General features: G+C 59.5%; 10 protein-coding genes, 1 rRNA gene and 1 pseudogene. 5 read left to right on the top strand and 7 right to left on the bottom strand.

Annotation, left to right across the window (positions count from 1 at the left end; translation table 11 throughout):
- Positions 1-5 precede the first annotated feature (5 nt).
- The 3 genes and pseudogenes from rrf to K5E40_RS35850 all read left to right on the top strand — a co-directional run bounded on the left by rrf (position 6) and on the right by K5E40_RS35850 (position 2,428).
- Positions 6-121: ribosomal RNA gene (rrf, locus tag K5E40_RS33170) — 5S ribosomal RNA — on the top strand.
- Between the two features lie 375 nt (positions 122-496).
- A pseudogene (locus tag K5E40_RS35855) lies at positions 497-1,573 on the top strand (cache domain-containing protein); the annotation flags it as partial.
- A 69-nt stretch (positions 1,574-1,642) separates the two neighbouring features.
- Positions 1,643-2,428 carry a methyl-accepting chemotaxis protein gene (locus tag K5E40_RS35850; RefSeq protein ID WP_371857642.1) on the top strand — a complete coding sequence of 262 codons (786 nt, stop codon included), beginning with the start codon at positions 1,643-1,645 and terminating at the stop codon, positions 2,426-2,428.
- A 148-nt stretch (positions 2,429-2,576) separates the two neighbouring features.
- Here the strand turns inward: K5E40_RS35850 and K5E40_RS33160 are convergent, their stop codons facing one another.
- The 5 genes from K5E40_RS33160 to K5E40_RS33140 form a co-directional block, all read right to left on the bottom strand.
- Positions 2,577-3,044, bottom strand: coding sequence for an SRPBCC family protein (locus K5E40_RS33160; protein WP_221734313.1), 468 nt, complete (start codon positions 3,042-3,044; stop codon positions 2,577-2,579).
- Positions 3,045-3,066: 22 nt separating this feature from the next.
- Positions 3,067-6,462, bottom strand: coding sequence for an amino acid adenylation domain-containing protein (locus K5E40_RS33155; RefSeq protein ID WP_221734312.1), 3,396 nt, complete (start codon positions 6,460-6,462; stop codon positions 3,067-3,069).
- 13 nt (positions 6,463-6,475) lie between these two features.
- Positions 6,476-7,405, bottom strand: coding sequence for a diiron oxygenase (locus K5E40_RS33150; RefSeq protein WP_221734311.1), 930 nt, complete (start codon positions 7,403-7,405; stop codon positions 6,476-6,478).
- A complete protein-coding gene (locus tag K5E40_RS33145) occupies positions 7,402-8,178 on the bottom strand; it encodes a DUF3050 domain-containing protein (protein WP_221734310.1) in 777 nt (258 codons plus the stop codon). Before K5E40_RS33145 ends, K5E40_RS33150 begins: the two co-directional genes overlap by 4 nt.
- Positions 8,179-8,944: 766 nt before the next feature.
- Positions 8,945-9,655 (bottom strand): GntR family transcriptional regulator, encoded by a 711-nt coding sequence (locus tag K5E40_RS33140; protein WP_221734309.1) that lies wholly within the window; start codon positions 9,653-9,655, stop codon positions 8,945-8,947.
- A gap of 197 nt (positions 9,656-9,852) precedes the next feature.
- Here K5E40_RS33140 and lapG point away from each other — a divergent pair, with 197 nt between their 5' ends.
- A complete protein-coding gene (gene lapG / locus K5E40_RS33135; RefSeq protein ID WP_221734308.1) occupies positions 9,853-10,545 on the top strand; it encodes a cysteine protease LapG in 693 nt (230 codons plus the stop codon).
- Positions 10,546-10,559: 14 nt separating this feature from the next.
- A complete protein-coding gene (gene lapD, locus K5E40_RS33130) occupies positions 10,560-12,506 on the top strand; it encodes a cyclic di-GMP receptor LapD (protein ID WP_221734307.1) in 1,947 nt (648 codons plus the stop codon).
- Positions 12,507-12,634: 128 nt separating this feature from the next.
- Here the strand turns inward: lapD and K5E40_RS33125 are convergent, their stop codons facing one another.
- Together K5E40_RS33125 and K5E40_RS33120 are read right to left on the bottom strand one after the other, a co-directional pair.
- On the bottom strand, positions 12,635-12,973 hold the full coding sequence (locus K5E40_RS33125; RefSeq protein ID WP_038369138.1) for a hypothetical protein: 339 nt from the start codon (positions 12,971-12,973) through the stop codon (positions 12,635-12,637).
- Positions 12,974-13,121: 148 nt separating this feature from the next.
- Positions 13,122-17,059 (bottom strand): immunoglobulin-like domain-containing protein (locus tag K5E40_RS33120; RefSeq protein WP_221734306.1); only part of this gene is annotated, 3,938 nt, incomplete at its 5' end.

The following is a 17,059-nucleotide window of genomic DNA, read 5'->3' as shown; positions in this document are numbered from 1 at the left end:
AATTTCTTGACGACCATAGAGCGTTGGAACCACCTGATCCCATCCCGAACTCAGCAGTGAAACGATGCATCGCCGATGGTAGTGTGGGGTTTCCCCATGTGAGAGTAGGTCATCGTCAAGATCGAATTCCGAGACCCCTGTCTGCTAACGCAGTCAGGGGTTTTCTCGTTTAAGGGCTTACTGCTTTATGAGCCTTGCTAATGTGTCGAACCTGCCATTTGCGCCACCTGGTATAACGCTAGTCACTGGCGAACCCCCCAATCAAAACACCGAACACTGCAATCATCATTTGTCGAGTGTGCTTGACGCTCTAGCAGTGGTCAGAAAACCTTCCGCGACACCGGCTCTGGATCACCGTTCGGCGGGAATCTGGCAGAAGTGACGTCCATTTCGTGCAAAGCCCTAAGATTTCTGCGAAACGTGCCGACAGACTGGTGAGACATGCGTGCACCAAAGTAGAGCAGACAGTAGAACGCTGCTTACGCTGTTACATGGAATGTTGCATCCCGGAACGCATCCCCACATTTGTCATAAGAAGTCCCATGAAATGAATCTCAAGTTCAGCCATAAAATCCTGCTGGCCGCCTCGGGCGTCGTGGTCCTGGCGTTCGCGCTGTTCACCCTCTACAACGACTATCTTCAGCGAAATACCATTCGCCAGAACCTGCAGTCCTCCGTGCAGCAAGCGGGCGATTTGACCGCCAGCAGCGTGCAGAACTGGATGAGCGGGCGGATTCTGGTTCTGGAGAACCTCGCGCAGAACGTTGCCCACCAGGGCAAGGACGCTGACTTTCCGGGGCTGGTTGATCAACCAGCCTTCACCTCGAACTTCCAGTTCACCTATGTCGGTCAGGCCAACGGTGTGTTCACCCAACGCCCTGACGCAAAGATGCCGGACAGTTACGACCCGCGGCAGCGCCCTTGGTACAAGCAAGCAGTGGTCGCCGACAAAACCATGCTGACGCCGCCCTATATGGCCGCTGTCGGCGGACTGGTGGTGACCATCGCCATGCCGGTGAAAAAGAACGGTGAACTGCTCGGCGTGGTCGGTGGTGACCTGAGTCTGGAAACCCTGGTGAAGATCATCAACTCGGTGGACTTCGGTGGTTTGGGTCATGCGTTCCTGGTCAGCGCCGACGGTCAGGTGATCGTCAGCCCGGATAAAGATCAGGTGATGAAGAACCTCAAGGACATCTACCCGAACTCCAGCGTGCGCATCGAGAAGGGCAACCAGAACGTGGTGCTCAACGGCCAGGAACGCATCCTGTCGTTCACCCCGGTCAGTGATCTGCCGAATGCCGAGTGGTACATCGGTCTGTCGATCGATCGCGACAAAGCCTACGCCGCACTCAGCCAGTTCCGTACTTCGGCGCTGATCGCGATGTTCGTTGCCGTGAGCGCCATTGCTCTTCTGCTGAGCCTTTTGATCAACGTGTTGATGCGCCCACTGACCACCATGGGCCGTGCAATGCAGGACATCGCCCAGGGCGAAGGTGATCTGACCCGTCGTTTGGTGGTCGAGAGCAAAGATGAATTCGGTGAATTGGGCAGTGCGTTCAACCAATTCGTGGAGCGGATTCACGCGTCGATTTCCGAAGTGTCTTCGGCCACTCGCCATGTGCATGATCTGTCGCAACGGGTGATGGCATCGTCCAACGCCTCGATCGTCGGCTCCGATGAGCAGAGTGCGCGTACCAACAGCGTGGCTGCAGCGATTAATGAGTTGGGCGCCGCCACGCAGGAAATTGCCCGTAACGCCGCCGATGCCTCGCAGCACGCCAGCGGTGCCAGCGAGCAGGCAGATGATGGCCGTCAAGTGGTGGAGCAAACCATTCTGGCAATGACCGAGCTGTCGCAGAAGATCAGCCTGTCGTGCACCCAGATCGAAACCCTGAATGCCAGCACCGACAACATCGGCCACATCCTCGATGTGATCAAAGGCATCTCGCAGCAGACTAATTTGCTGGCGCTCAACGCCGCCATCGAAGCGGCGCGTGCCGGTGAAGCCGGTCGTGGTTTTGCGGTGGTGGCAGACGAAGTGCGTAACCTTGCCCATCGCACCCAGGAATCGGCGGAAGAGATCCACAAGATGATCACTTCCCTGCAGGTCGGTTCGCGTGAAGCGGTGAGCACCATGAACGCCAGTCAGGCGTCCAGCGAGCAGAGCGTTGAAGTTGCCAACCAGGCCGGTCTGCGCCTGGTCAGCGTGACCCAGCGCATCGGCGAAATCGACGGTATGAACCAATCGGTGGCTGCTGCCACTGAAGAGCAGACGGCGGTGGTGGAAACCCTCAACGTTGACGTTAACCAGATCAACCTGTTGAACCAGCAGAGCGTCGCCAACCTCAACGAGACGTTGAAGGATTGTGATGCGTTGTCGCAGCAGGCGAACCGGTTGAAGCAGTTGGTCGACAGTTTCAAAATCTGACCTGAAGTCAGATCGCCTTATCATTCTTCGCGAGCAAGCCCGCTCCCACAGATTTTTTTGGCGCACACAATATTTGTGTAAGACCAAGATCCTGTGGGAGCGGGCTTGCTCGCGATTGCGGTAGTTCAGCCACCGCTAAACCAAAGCCTTAAACAAACAGCTTCAAAACATTCCCCATCGCATCATCGGCAAACCCCTGCACAAACGCCTTGAACCCCGGCAGGGCCTCGGCTCCACCATTGGCAGGCTCGGCAATGATCGTCCAGGTCGCCCGCGACTTGCCTTCGCCCAGCGATTCCACATTCATCGCTGCCCACAGATTGGCAACGCCCAAGGAGTTGTAGATCGTCGTCCAGGTCATGCACCGTGCCTGTTCATCGCGGGAGTTGAGCTGTTCAACCACCACGTTGCCATCCTTGAAGCATTTCTTGCGCAGCGAAGCCACGCCCTCGCCGGTCATTTCGATGTGCGACAGCGCCGGAATGAACCGGTCGAAACCGCCGAAGTTGCCAACCACCGCCCAGACGTGTGCAGCGTCGGCCGGCACTTCCATTGAAGAGACGACGTGGCAGCCGTGCGGGTTTTTGATCAGGGTGTCCGGTTGCAGAGTGCTCATGGTGTTGCTCCTTTTTGATGAACTAGATGAAGTTGATTTCTTTCAGGTAATCGCAGCCGCGACGCAGCAGCGCCGGGGATTTTTCCGGGTAGTGCGCGCCCATTTGCTGTACGCCGGCCTCGGCGTTGGCGTGGCCGATCAGGGAGATGTCGCCGATGTCTTCCTCGAAGCCGTTGAGGTAGAAACCGAGCACGCCGAACAGTGCGTTGTCGGCATCGACTCGCCCCAGTTGCTGCTGCCAGTCGGCGACGCTGACCAGCGAGAACTCGCTGCCGGTTTCGCGGAACGAGGCGACGTAGGCATCCCAACTCAGGGGCTCGGGGTTATGCAGGTTGAACACCGCACGCTGCGTCGAGTAACGGCTGGCGTGGAAGGCGATGAAACGGGCGAGAAAGTCCACCGGCATCAGGTCGAAATTCAGCGCGAAGGCCGGCACCTGACCGAGCTGGATCGAGCCTTTGAGCATCAGCATCAAGCGGTTTTTGTGCGGCTGGCAGACACCGCTGAGGCTGTTGAAACTGATGTTGCCGGGGCGATACAGATTGACCCTCACCCCAAGTACTCGCGCTCGTTCGAGAATACGTTCGCCTACCCACTTCGACAGGTTGTAGCCGTTGCGGATGTAGATCGGTGGCGTCGTTGCGGCGGGCAGTTCCAGTACCCGGCCGGCGTCATCGACCGTGCTTGAGGCCGACAGCGTCGAGACGAAATTGAAGATCTTTTTGCTGCGCCCCTCGCACAGGCGCAGCAAGGCGAAAATCGGCTCGACGTTGTCCGCCGCCAGCGACTCGTAATCGAGTACGTGATTGACGTTGGCGGCGTTGTGCACCAGTGCGCCGAACTCGCGATCAAGGCGTTGATAATCGTCGTCAGCCAATCCCAGTTGCGGTCGAGAGATATCTGCCGCATAGACACGCACTCGACTCAGATCCAGATGTTCGAGGCGGTTCTCGCGCAACGATTGTGCAAAGCGCTGCGCCGCCGTTAGCCCGCCGCCATCACGTACCAGACACGCCACTTCGCTCGCGCCCCAACCGAGCAGCGCCTCGACGATATGTACGCCGACGAAACTGTTGGCGCCGGTGACGATCACCTTGTGTACATCGCCCATGCGGCTGATCGGCAGCGGCTCGATTTCCAGCGCCCGTTCGGCATCGGCCATGGCCTGAGCGCTGAGCACGGCGCTGGCATCGCTGCCACGCACCAGCGTCGCCAGTTTGATGATGGTTGGCCGTTCGATGAAGCGGTTGATCGAGATGCTGCGGCCGAACTCCTCACGCAAGCGCAGCAACATCCGCGAGAGCAAAATCGAATGCCCACCGAGATTGAAGAAGCTTTCGTCGGTGCAAATATCACCGGGCGGCAGCTCCAGCAGTTGCGCCCAGATCTCCAGCAGCAGGGCTTCGTCGGCATTCGCCGGCAGGCATTTCGGGCCGCTGTCCTGGACGCTCACCGGCAGATCGAGCAGCGCTTTGCGGTCAACCTTGCCGTTGCTGGCGAACGGCATGCTCGGCAGCTCAGTCCACGCCACCGGTTGCATGTAGTCCGGCAGAAACTGCTGGGCGTGGGCCTTCAGCGCTTCACGTGCGGCGTCCGATTGAGGCTGGGCGAGAAACGCCAGAATCCGCCGCTGACTGTCGATCACCACGGCGATTTGTCGGTACAACTGACTCTCGCGCAGGCAACGTTCGATCTCTTCCGGCTCGACCCGGAAACCGCGGATCTTCACTTGATTGTCGCGCCGCCCGCACAGTTCGATACCGTGCTCGCCCCACCTGGCCATGTCGCCGCTGCGGTAGGCGCGCAACGGCTGGCCATCCGGCAGATTCAGGGTCAGGTAACGCTCGGCAGTCTGCTCTGGATTGTTCAGGTAACCGAGGCAGACGCCGGGACCGACGATGAACAGTTCGCCCACGGTGTGCTCGGCCACCGGTTGCAGATCGTCATCAAGAATCAGCACTTGGCTATTGGCGATCGGTGCGCCGAGGGTTCGATTGCTGTCGCCGGGTTTGAGCTGGCGAGCGGTGATCAGCACGGTGGCTTCGGTGGGGCCATAGAGATTGTGCAGTGTGCCCTGGCGGGTCAGTTGCTCGATGACGAACGGCTCACAGACATCGCCGCCGGTCATCACCTGCTGCACGCTTTGCAGTTGCTCCAGCGGCAGGATGCTCAGTAGCGCCGGCGGCAGAAACGCGTGGGTCAGTTGCCGACGACGGATGAGCGCGACCAGTTGCAGCGGATCACGCCGTTGCGTGTCATTGGGCACCACCAGTTCGGCGCCTTCGAGCAGGGTCGGGAAAATATCGATCAGTGAGGAATCGAAGCTCAGCGAAGAGAACTGCAACACCCGACTCTCGGCCTGCAGTTGCGTGTAGTCGGCGTACCACGCGGTGAAGTGCGCGAGATTCGCCTGACTGAGCAGTACGCCCTTCGGATGCCCGGTGGTCCCCGAGGTGTAGAGCGCCATGCACGGTGCGTCGAGTTCCGGGCGCTGGCGCATCAGAGGTTGGCCGAGATAGGCGTCTGTGCTGTCGATATGGCTGACATTGAGCCCCGGCATTGTTTCGCTCAGCGGATGTTCACCGTCATGCAACAACAGCAAGGCGCCAGCGTTTTCCAGGATGTATTGCTGACGCTGCAACGGATGGCTCGGCTCCAGCGGCAAGTACACCGCGCCGCTGCCGAGAATCGCCAGTATCGAGGCGAACAGCGCAGGGCTTTTCGGCAGGCAGATGCCGACCACCCACGGTTGTGGATGCTGGTTGAGCAGCGGCTGCAAGCGCTGTTGAATCGCCCGGCTGTGAGCGTGCAACTGGCGGTAGCTGATCGACTGCTCGGCGACGTGCAGCGCTGGTCGTTCGGCGTGGCGGATCAGGCTCTGTTGCAGGCGTTCGATCAGCGGAGTCTGTGCCTGTTGCAGCAGCGCCGGATGCGCTGTGGCGTTGAGGCGATGAACGTAGGCCAGGCTGTCGAGGAACAGCAGGTTTTCCACCTGTTCAAAGTCCGGCGCAGCAACACACGCAACCTGTTGGAAATATGACTCATCACGGGAGAAGCGGCTGACCAGCAATGCCACCTCGTCGACCACATGTGCCAGGGCCCTTTGGCGCAGCGATTGGCCGTTGCCTGAAGGCTCATCTGCCATCGGCGTGCGGCTGATCAGTGACGAGCCGAGAAAGCACAGCAGGTCGAGTGTCGGCAAACCTGCAATACCTTGTGCATCGACACCCAGGCGCAGATGCAGGTGTGGAATGGCGCAGAGATCGCCGGCTGCAATGAAGCCATCATCGATGATCAAATCCACCGTCGATTTCGCTGCGCCGTTGCGCCGCAATGTATGCCCGTGTTGTTCAAGTTCCACCGCCAGGTCGGCCATGGCTTGGCTTGTGCCAATCAGCAAAATGTCGAGACGTTTCATGTCGGCCTCCTCTTCAAACCAGATAGTCGTGCAGGGCGTGCTGGACACACGGCGTGTCGAGCAGCGAGCTGTTGTGGAAGAACTTCACGATGTTGCCGACCAAGGGGTGGTGGCGGTTGATCGGAAAGGCCAACCCGGCCATTTCGCTCTTGAGCGAGTGGCGCGTGGCGTCGTTGATCGGCAGTGCATCGATCAGGCGCAGGTCGAAGGATTTCTGGATGTCGTTGGTCAGGTAATGTTCGATGAACACCGGCAGAATCTGCGTGATGGTTTCGCGATCTGCCTGGCCTGCGGTGTGCCAATAGATGCGCACCATCCGCGCCCAGAAACTTGAATGGCGACCCTCGTCCAGCAAGTGGTCGGCCATCAGGCCCTTGATCGATGGCTTGACCGTATCGTCCCGGGCGAACGCCGCGACGTCACCGGTCACGGTGTTTTCCGCGATGGCCACGCAGATCAATTCCACGGCGCTGCGCAGGTGCTCAGGTGCCAGCGCAACGGCAGCCGGAATCGCCCGGCTCAGCTCGATTTCATCGGGCAACTGAATCGGCTCGATGCCGGTCATGGCCACCGTTTGCTGCATGAAATCCATTGCCACCAGCGCGTGGTAATCCTCGTCCACCACCACGGTCATCGCGTCGTAACGACAGGCAAACGGGAAGGGCACGGCGAAACGGTTTTTGGCGATGCTGCGGGCGGTCTTGTCGACGATTTCGGTTTCGAAGATCACAACGTCGTTGATGAACTTGTACAGCGTCTGCACCAAGGCGAAATCACGCTGCTGCGAGCATTCGCGCAGGAAGGTGTCGCAGAGCACCAGCGGTTGGCGGCTGAGCGGATAGATCAGGCGCTGGTCGTCCTCCAGTACCCGTCGCGGGCGGGTACGGATGGTTGCGCGGCTCTCCCACGTCTCGGCGAAAGATTGGTAATCGGCGGCATTCATCGGGCTGCCTCCGCCAACGGTTCACGCATGCTCAGGCGCAGGCCGTCCCACAGTGCGATGCGGCTTTCGACGGCGGCCATGGCGCTGGCGTAAACCTCGCTTTCTCGCTGAGGGTCGCCGTCGACGAGCCTTTCAAGAAGCTGTTCCGCCGCCGGGCCGTGATCCTCGGAGTCGACTTCGATGTGCCGCTCCAGGTAATAGCGGAAGGTCGGCGCCTGTTCGATGCCGATGCCCCAGTCGTCGAGGATGCGCTGGAACATGGTCGGGATCACACTTTCGCGGCCATGCAGGAAGGCGGCGGCAACACTGTGTCCCGGTGCATGCAGGGCAATGCGTAACGTGTCGCGGACAAACTGCGCGGCGGCCGGATCGACCTCGACGCTTTGCAGTGCCACGTCATAGCTCACGCCTTCTTGCTGCAGCGCGACGAAGCGTTCCACAGCCGAGGTACTCGCACCGACTTCGCGCATTGCATCCAGGTACAACTCGAAATGGCTGTAATGACCATGGCTCAAGCAGTCGTCGGATTCTTCACCGAGGACAATTTCATTGATCAGACGTGCGGCATGGGGATCACGCGGTGGCAGCCAGGGCAGACGGGTACAAGTCAGTTCCTGTTGCAGGCGTTTGGTCAACGACATGAAATCCCACACGGCAAACACGTGGGTCTCCATGAAACGTTGCAAAGTACTCAATGAGTCGATTTCGCCAAAGATGGGGTGAACGCTAAGTTCGGCTTTCTTCTGGGCAAGTTGGTGCTTTATTTGAGACATGACGGGCCTTTATCCTTGATATGAAATGGGGCAGCTCTTTCAACTGCACAATCAATGGAACAGCGGCTTGTTATTCTTTTTCCAGGCGTACGGCAGCCTCATACAAATCAGTGAAGTTGGATGTATGTATGTGTAGAACGGCGCGGCAGCCGGACTGGGCGTTGCCATCCCTTTACTTATAAGGTTGGTCTGCGCCCCGCTGGTGCGGGAAGTTCAAGCTCGGCGAGGAAAAACTAATACAACGCCAAACAAATTAACAAGTGTAATTTTAATTATTTTTAGTTGTCGTTTTTTCAAGTATGAGTGTGCTCGATAAAACTATTTGAATAAGTTTTATTGGGGCGAAGTTGCTCCTTTCGGACAACAAAGGCCAAAATGGAATAAACAGAGTGAATGCCTCACTCGAAGCAACTTTGTGATGAAGAGATTTAAGTTATTTGAGGGGATGAAAGTGGGCGATGAGGGGCGCCGATTCTTTCCTTTTCCCGTGACAAGGCTCCTTCCGTAGGTTCCTGTTGCGGGGACTGCGCCGGCGGTGCGGTGCGTCGCCCGTTCTATTTAGGTTGGCCGTTCAAGAGTGAGGGTAAATGGCCGCCACGGCTATTACCGATTCGCCACCGCAGGGGTGCAAGTTTCGGGCTGATTGACGCAGGGAGGTTAGAGCGAAGGGGTGTAGATGCCAGCGTATTCGTGGCCGGTGCGCGGAGGATTTGTAAGCGGGTTATTCGCCGGGCAGACATGCAAGTCTGTGCCCGGCGTGCAGGGATCAACGAGTGGCTTTGCGGTTTTGTGCGGCAGAACTGGCGAGATACTGGGTGATGACGTGGACACCACGGTTGAGGTGCTGTTCGAGCAGAGCGATCGAGCGTTCGACATCACGCTCGATCACCGCTTGCAGCATGGCGCGATGGTCGTCCTGAGACAGCTTGCCCAGGCCCATGGCGTCGAGGTTGAAACGCAGGAAGCGCTCCTCTTCGTTGAGTCCGTCCTCCACCAGACGCAACAGCCGCTGGTTGGGCGCCTTGCAGTACAACGCCATGTGGAACAGGCGGTTGAGCTGGCCGATTTCCGTGTAATCGTGTTGAGCCTCTAACGCTTCGATGTAAAGGGCTGCCTGTGCGTGATCAGCGTCGGTCAGCAATGGAATCGACTGACGCATGGCTTCGGACTCGAGCAGAATGCGCAACTCGTAGGTTTGCGCGGCATCACCCTGAATCAGCGGGGCCACCACGGCACCTTTGTGCGTGGTAACGCTCAGCAGTGCCTGCGCTTCGAGCTGGCGCAAAGCTTCGCGCACCGGCATGCGGCTGACACCGAACAGATCGGCGAGATCCTGCTGGCGCAGGGCTGTGCCACACGGTAAACGACCATCGAGGATGGCAGCACGCAGGGTCTCTTCGATCGTCGAGCGAGCCAAGTGAGCGGGAATCGGCCCATCGACTTTGATGCTCTGCAGCGGTTTGGGCTTCTGAGTCACGACTACGCACCCTGTATGTCGACTGAATTTGGATCCAAATGACACTAGAGATTGCTCTACAGGTTGTCAAACCGTGTAGAGGAACTCCGTCACATTTGAAGTTTAGCGCGTCGTGGATGATCTCATGGTGCCATTGTTTTTTCCCCGGCTAAGCTTCACCATCAAACGCTTTCATTCCTGCCTCCTGGAAACCTGCTGTGGCGGTACGTTTCGCGATCCCCCGGACGTTGCGCTGGTTAGGCTGCGCACTGCTGCTGGCCGGCCTCATGCTGGGCGGTCTGCATGCCGATTGGGATTTTTCGGCGATCAGCCGCAAGGCTACGGCACTCTATGGACCGCTGGGTGCAGGGCAGCAGCGGATCGATGCCTGGCAAAATCTGCTGGCGACGCAGAAACAGGTCAGCGAAATGGACAAGCTCAAGGTGGTGAACCTGTTTTTCAACAAACAGGTGCGCTATGTCGAAGACATCGACCTGTGGCATGAGGTCGACTATTGGGAAACGCCGATCGAAGCGCTGTGGAAGGGCGCCGGCGACTGTGAAGACTATGCGATCGCCAAGTATTTCAGTCTGCGCCACCTGGGCGTTTCCAGCGACAAGCTGCGCATCACTTACGTCAAGGCACTGCGCCAGAACCGCGCGCACATGGTGCTGACTTACTATTCCACGCCCGACGCCATGCCGCTGGTGCTCGACAGTCTGATCGATCCGATCCAGCCTGCGTCCCAACGAACCGATTTGCTGCCGGTCTACTCTTTCAATGCCGAAGGTCTTTATTTGCCGGGGGCCAAGGGCAACAAAAAGGTCGGCGACACCAAACGCCTGTCGCGCTGGCAGGATGTGCTGAAAAAAATGCAGGCCGAAGGTTTCCCGGTCGAAACGATTAACTAGGAGCACGCGCTCAGATGTCTTTGTTCAAACAGCTGTTGATCGCTATCTGTCTATTCCTGGTGGTCGCCTTCACCGGCAGCTTCATGGTCAGTCTGGAGAGCTCGCGCACCCAGTACGTCAACCAGTTGCGCTCCCACGCTCAGGACGCGGCGACGGCGCTGGCGTTGTCGTTGACGCCTAATATCGACGATCCGGCGATGGTCGAGTTGCTGGTCAGTTCGATTTTCGACAGCGGCTATTACGCGAGCATCCGCGTGGTTGATCTGAAGACCGACAAGACCATCGTTGAGCGCAGCGGCATCCCTGCCGTTACCAACGTGCCCGACTGGTTTGTCAAACTGATTGGTCTGGAGCCCGCTGGCGGTGATGCGCTGGTCAGTCGGGGTTGGGAGCAGGCGGCAAGAGTTGAAGTGGTCAGTCACCCGATGTTCGCCCTCGCCAAGCTGTGGCAGAGCGCGCTGGGCAGTCTTGGCTGGTTGATGATGTGCGGCGCTGTCAGTGCCGTACTCGGCGCGCTGTTGCTGCGCCGGCAATTGAAACCGCTGGATTACATGGTCCAGCAGTCCCATGCAATTGCCCGGCGCGAATTTCTCAGCCTGCCGGAGCTACCGCGCACACCCGAGTTGCGACGCGTGGTGCTGGCCATGAACCAGATGGTCGAGAAGCTCAAGGCGCTGTTTCAGGAGCAGGCCGAGCGCAGTGAAAAACTGCGTACCGAGTCCTATCAGGACAACCTCACGGGGCTGGCCAACCGGCGCTATTTCGAGATGCAGTTGAACAATCGGGTGAGTAACCCGGAGCAGGCCAGCTCCGGTTACTTACTGTTATTGCGGGTCAAGGACCTGGCCGGGTTGAATCAGCGTCTCGGCGGTCAGCGCACGGATGAATTGCTGAAAGCGGTTGGCGAGCAGCTCTCCCGCGAGTGCGCCAGATACCCGGAAACCCAGAACCTCGTCACCCGTATTCGCGGCGGTGAATTCGCCGTGCTGGCGCCGGGTCTGGTCCGTGAGGAAGCGCTGCAACTGGCGCAGAGCCTTGATGCCGCGCTGGGTAGCTTGCACGCCACGGGCGCTACCGATGTTGCGGCGGTGGCGTCGATTGGTCTGGCACCGTTTGCCCACGGCGATTTGCCGCAAGCCGTGCTCAGCCTTGGCGATCAGGCGCTGGCGCAGGCAGAGGGGCAGGGTGAGCAGAACTGGGCGTGTATTGATCACAGCTTCACGTCTGACGTTGGCGACGACCATCACGCCTGGCACCGTTTGCTCGATCAGGCGTTGAACCAGCGGCGTTTCGAGCTGTTCTTCCAACCGGTGGTGGCCGCTGAAGACACGCAGTTTGTGCTGCACTACAAAGTGCTGTCGCGGTTGCTTGATGATCAGGGCCAGACTATTGCGGCCGGGCGTTTCCTGCCGTGGCTAGAGCGTTTTGGCTGGACCGCGCGACTGGATCGCCTGATGCTCGAACGCGTGCTTGAGCAGATGAAGGAGCATGAGGATTCGCTGGCGCTGAACCTGTCGTCCGCGACGTTGGCCGATCCGCAGGCGTTGAACAAAGTCTTCGAGATTTTGCGGGCCCATTCCAATCTGGGGGAGCGTCTGACCCTGGAAATAGGCGAAGAGCAATTGCCGGAGCAAGCCGTACTGGAACAGTTGACCCGGCGTCTGCGCGAGCTTGGTTTCTCCCTGAGTCTGCAGCGTTTCGGCGGGCGCTTCAGCATGATCGGCAACCTGGCGCGGCTGGGGCTGGCGTACTTGAAGATCGATGGCAGCTACATTCGTGCGATCGATCAGGAGAGTGACAAGCGCTTGTTCATCGAGGCGATCCAGCGTGCAGCGCACAGCATTGATCTGCCGCTGATTGCCGAGCGTGTGGAGACTGAAGGGGAGTTGGCGGTGATTCGCGAGATGGGCTTGTATGGGGTTCAGGGGCAGTTGTTGGGTGGGCCCAAGCCTTGGCGGTGATCTTTTAGTTTGGCGGCGTCACGGATGCCGCTTTCGCGAGCAAGCTCGCTCCCACAGGGGATTTGAGTTGTTAACCCGCTCCCCTGTGGTAGCGGGCTTGCTCGCGAAAGGGCTTGAAGATTGAGTCTTCAGATCAACCCGCCCTCATCCTCATCAATCAACTGACTCAACCCGCCCAACGCCTCACGCGCCTGGGTCCGGTCCATCAGTTTGGCCTGGGCGGCCGGTGGCAGGTCGGTGACGCGGATCACGCCTTTCTGGGTCAGCACCTGAATCAGGTCGTCGAGTACCCGAATCATTTCAAAGTCGCTCTGCTTGAGCTGTTTGAGGCTGTTTTCCACGGCTTCGTTGGCGTACCACGCCTGGATTTCGTGGTGGTCGGCGGGCAGCGTTTCCGTGGCCTCGGCGTAGGCCGCGGCTTCCACGCGAATCAACTGGCCTTGCGCATCGCGTTGCACGTAAAACATTGAGCATCCCTCAGAAATGAACCAGCGTCATGCTGTCAGCAGCATAGCCAACCGCACGCGAGTATGCGGTGCGGCGACGAAATCGTCACCGGGGCGGTAGTCGCAAACGTGACGGCCGCCCCATTGGGGCGGCCGTTTTGTTCACGGATCAGCTGTTGTTGTGGTCGACTTTGATGGTCGGATCGCTACCGGCAATCAGGTTGTGAATGTTGGCGCTGGACCAGTTGTTGCCTTCCAGTTTGATCGTCACGTCCGGCGTTGCGGCGGCGGTATCGCCCGAGTTGAACTTGCCGCCCGAGCTGACTTGCAGCGACGACACGCCATCGACCGTGGTGATTTTCAGGAAGTTGTCGATGGTGCTGCCGGTTTCGCCCTGCAACAGATCACGCAGGTCGATGCGGTCACCTTCGCTGGCCTTGAAGTCCTTGATCACGTCGTTGCCGGTGTCGCCCGCCTTCCAGACGAAGGTGTCGGCACCGGAACCACCGATCAGGATGTCGTTGCCCTGCCCACCGATCAGCGTGTCGTTGCCGGTGCCACCGAGCAGGATGTCATTGCCTTTGCCGCCGTCGAGCAAGTCGTTGCCGCCCGAGCCGAACAGAATGTCATTGCCCGCGCCGCCCAGCAGGGTGTCGTTGCCGTCATGCGCACCGGACACATCGAACGCCTGATAGTGCTCGGTGATGTACTGGTGCACATTGCTGGTGGTGACTTTGCTGACGTCGACGCCGGTTTCCTTGGCCACGAACGCCTGCATCGCCTGATAACCCTCGCCGGCAATGCCGTTGAAGCTCACCAGATCGCCGAACAGGATGTCGTTGCCGTTGCCGCCGCTGACAGTGTCGTTGCCTGGCATCGTCGCTTCGGTGTGGCCGATGATCGAGTTGGCCAGGTCCTTCGGATCGATGTTGGTTTGCGGCGTGTGGTCTGAGTCGTACGGCTTCAGATCGTTGAGGCTGACGCCGCTGTTGATACCGATGGCCTCGACGTTCGACAGACCGCTGAGCAACGTGAAGCTACTGTTGGAGTTGCTGGTGGTCGACGAGTCGGTGCTGTTGCCGGTGCCGGCCAGGCTCGACAGCTCATAGGTACCGTCGCCCTGAGCGTGAATAGTGCCCAGACTGCTCCAGTTCCAACTGCCATTCTTGTACGTCTGCAATACCACGCTGCCGGCGCTGTTGATGCTCAGGTAGTGGGTGTTATCGATGTAAGTGCTGAAGGTGTCGCCCAGCTTGTAGTTGCTGGTCGTCACCACGCTGTCGAGCTTAACGCTGCCATACAGTGTCGGGTTGGTCTGCTCGCCGTTCTGATAGTAGGTCGGCTGGCCATCGGTGATGAAGTACGTGAGGTTCTTCGCCCCGGTGTTGGCCACCGCTTCAGCGCTCTGGAAGAAGTTGGCCGTGGTCTTGAACACGTCCTCGTAGTTGGTGCCGCCGCCGGACGTCATCGAGTCCAGCACGGCCTTGAGCTTGGTCAGGGCGTCCGGGTCATTGAGGTTCACCGACACCGATTTGTTGACCTGGGTATCGAAGTCCACCAGGAAGATGTTCACCGTGCCCGAATTGCTGCCGCCCAGGCTTTGCTTGAGGGTGTTGAACACCGATGTCAGCGAGTCCTTGGCCGCGTTGATGGACGAAGTGCTCATACTGCCGGAGCTGTCGACCATGAACGCGATGTTGTAGTTGGTGCCCGGCACGACGGTCAGACCGCCGATGTCGGCAACGATGATGTCGTTGCCATCGGTACCGATGACGGTGTCATCGGCCGAAGTGGCGACGATGGCGTTGTAGACCGCCGGCACCACGGTGACCGGAATGGTCGCCGTGCTGCTCGCCGAGCCGCCGACCTGTTCGGTGGAGGTCGAGGTCACGGTCAGGTTGAACTGGCCGTTGTAGTACGGCGGTGGCGTGACGGTCAGGCTGCCGAGATTCCAGCCGGTGACGTTGGCATCGCCGCTGGTCGCGGTGACGGTAAAGGTATGGCCCGCGCCATCGCTGAGCACCGAGCCGACCGGTGCGCCGCTGATCTTCACGCTCAGGGTTTCCGAACCATCGGTGTCGGTCAGCGCAGTGGAGACCGCCGACAGTTTGACCGTGGTGCCTTCGGCGCCAGTGTTGAGCTTGAAGCCGTCGTAATAGCCTTCGCCGTTGGTGCCGTGCAGATCGGAGACGGTCACGCCGGAGTTGATCAAGTCCTGCACGCCGGTGTAGATCGGCACGCCGGCGCTGCTCAGGTCGATCGCCGTGCCGCCGTTGACCGACAGGTTGACGTCGTAGCTGCCAGGACCGTTCTGGTTGTGGTGGTAGATGTCCAGGGTGTAGTAACCGCTGGTGGTCGGGGTGAACGAACCGTTGAGGTTGCCGCCCGCGCCCCACGTCGTGGCAGCCACGTTTTTACCGCCGATGGTCACCAGCAAGCTGTCATCGCCGACACCGCTGAAGGTGTAGGTCTTGCCTGCTTCCAGATAGATCAGGCCGGATGTTTTCGAGGCGGTACCGGCGGCTACACTGCCGTCCGACTGCACGTTGGTCACGGTGCCGCTGGAATTCGGTGTACCGGCGCCGTCGATCACGTTTTTCAACGTGGTCGAATCCGCACCGTTGCCATTGGTGCCCAGACCCGAGAGACCGGTCCAGACTTCCTTGATCAGCCCGGTGGACTTCACGCTGTTGTCGGCCACGCTCACGGTCGGAGCATCCGCCACTGGCGTGATGTCGATCTTCACGGTGCCGGTGTTGCCCAGCAGTTGGCCGTCGGTTGGCTGGAACTTGATCTGTGCGTAGTCAGCCTGGTTATTGCCCAGGCCGGTGCCGCCGTAACCGTTCACGCCCGACTCGTTGGCATCCGGCATGAAGCGCAGTTTGCCAGCGTCGATGTCGGCCTTGCTGAAGGTCTGGTTGGTGGCGACGTCTTTCCAGGTCGAGCCGTCCAGATACTGCAGTTTGCCTTCACCCGGCAGCTGAGTGATTTTCACGCCCAGGCTGCTGGCCGGGCTGTCGACGTCGGTGACACCGAAAGTCGACCAGCCGAGGATCAGCGGCGTGTCTTCGGTGCCGGTGACGTTGACCGGTGCCGCTACCGGCGCATCATTGACTGCCACCACGTTAACCGTGGTGGTCGCGGTGTTGGAGTAGTTGCCGCCATCGGTCACCTTCACGGTGATGATCCGCGGCATGGTGCTTGGGTCCTCACTGTTGTTGGTGAAGCTGATGTTCTTGATCGCCTGCATGTAGTCGGCCAGCGTCGCGTTGCCCGACAAGGTCAGGGTAACGGTGCCGTTGGTGCTGTTGGCATTGATGGTGATGCCGTTGACGCTGTTGCCCAGGTTCAGCGCATCGCCGTCCTGACGGTTGGTCAGAGTGACGGTCGCGCCCGTCAGCAGGGTGCTGTCCGGATCGGTGATGCTGATGTCGGTGTCGGCAATCGACACGCCCGCACCCGGAGTGTTTTCGGTGAAGGTCACCTTGTAATCGGCACCGGTCGCGCCGCTGGAGTTGTTGGCGTCCAGATCGAGAACCGGCGGTGCATCGTTGTCGATGATCGAGGTGCTGACGCTGCCATTGGTGCTACTGACGGCGAGGTTCTCGAAGTTGCCGCCAGTGGCCGAGTCGATCTTGACCACGAAGTTCTCGGTGCCTTCGGTGATCTTGTCATCGATGGTCGCGACGTTGAACTGCGCACTGCTGGCGCCCGCCGGGATCTTCACGGTGTACACACCGGTGAAGTCCGAACCGTCGGCAGCGGTGCCGCTGTAAACGATTTTCAGGGTCACTTCGGTTTGCGCCGGGTGGGTCAGGCTGACGGTGTAGCTGGCGGTCTGGCCTTCGGTTACCGAGGTGCTACCGGTGATGCTGACAGTGGTCGTGTCGATGGTGTCGGTAACGTTGGTCACGGCTGGTGTGTTGCTGGTCACCAGATTTTCGAAGTTGCCGCCGCTGGTGCCGGTGATGGTTGCCTGCACGGTGCCAGCATCTTTGTAGACGTCGTCAGCCGGCGCAGGAACAGTCACGGTGCCCGTGGTTTTACCGGCTTCGATGGTGATCACTGCGCCGTTGGACAGAGTCACGGTGACTGGCGAGCCAGCGG

Origin of the sequence: Pseudomonas baetica, from assembly GCF_019733355.1 — a bacterium.
GTDB classification, from domain to species: domain Bacteria; phylum Pseudomonadota; class Gammaproteobacteria; order Pseudomonadales; family Pseudomonadaceae; genus Aquipseudomonas; species Aquipseudomonas baetica_A.
This window is presented reverse-complemented; position numbering and strand designations above follow the sequence as displayed.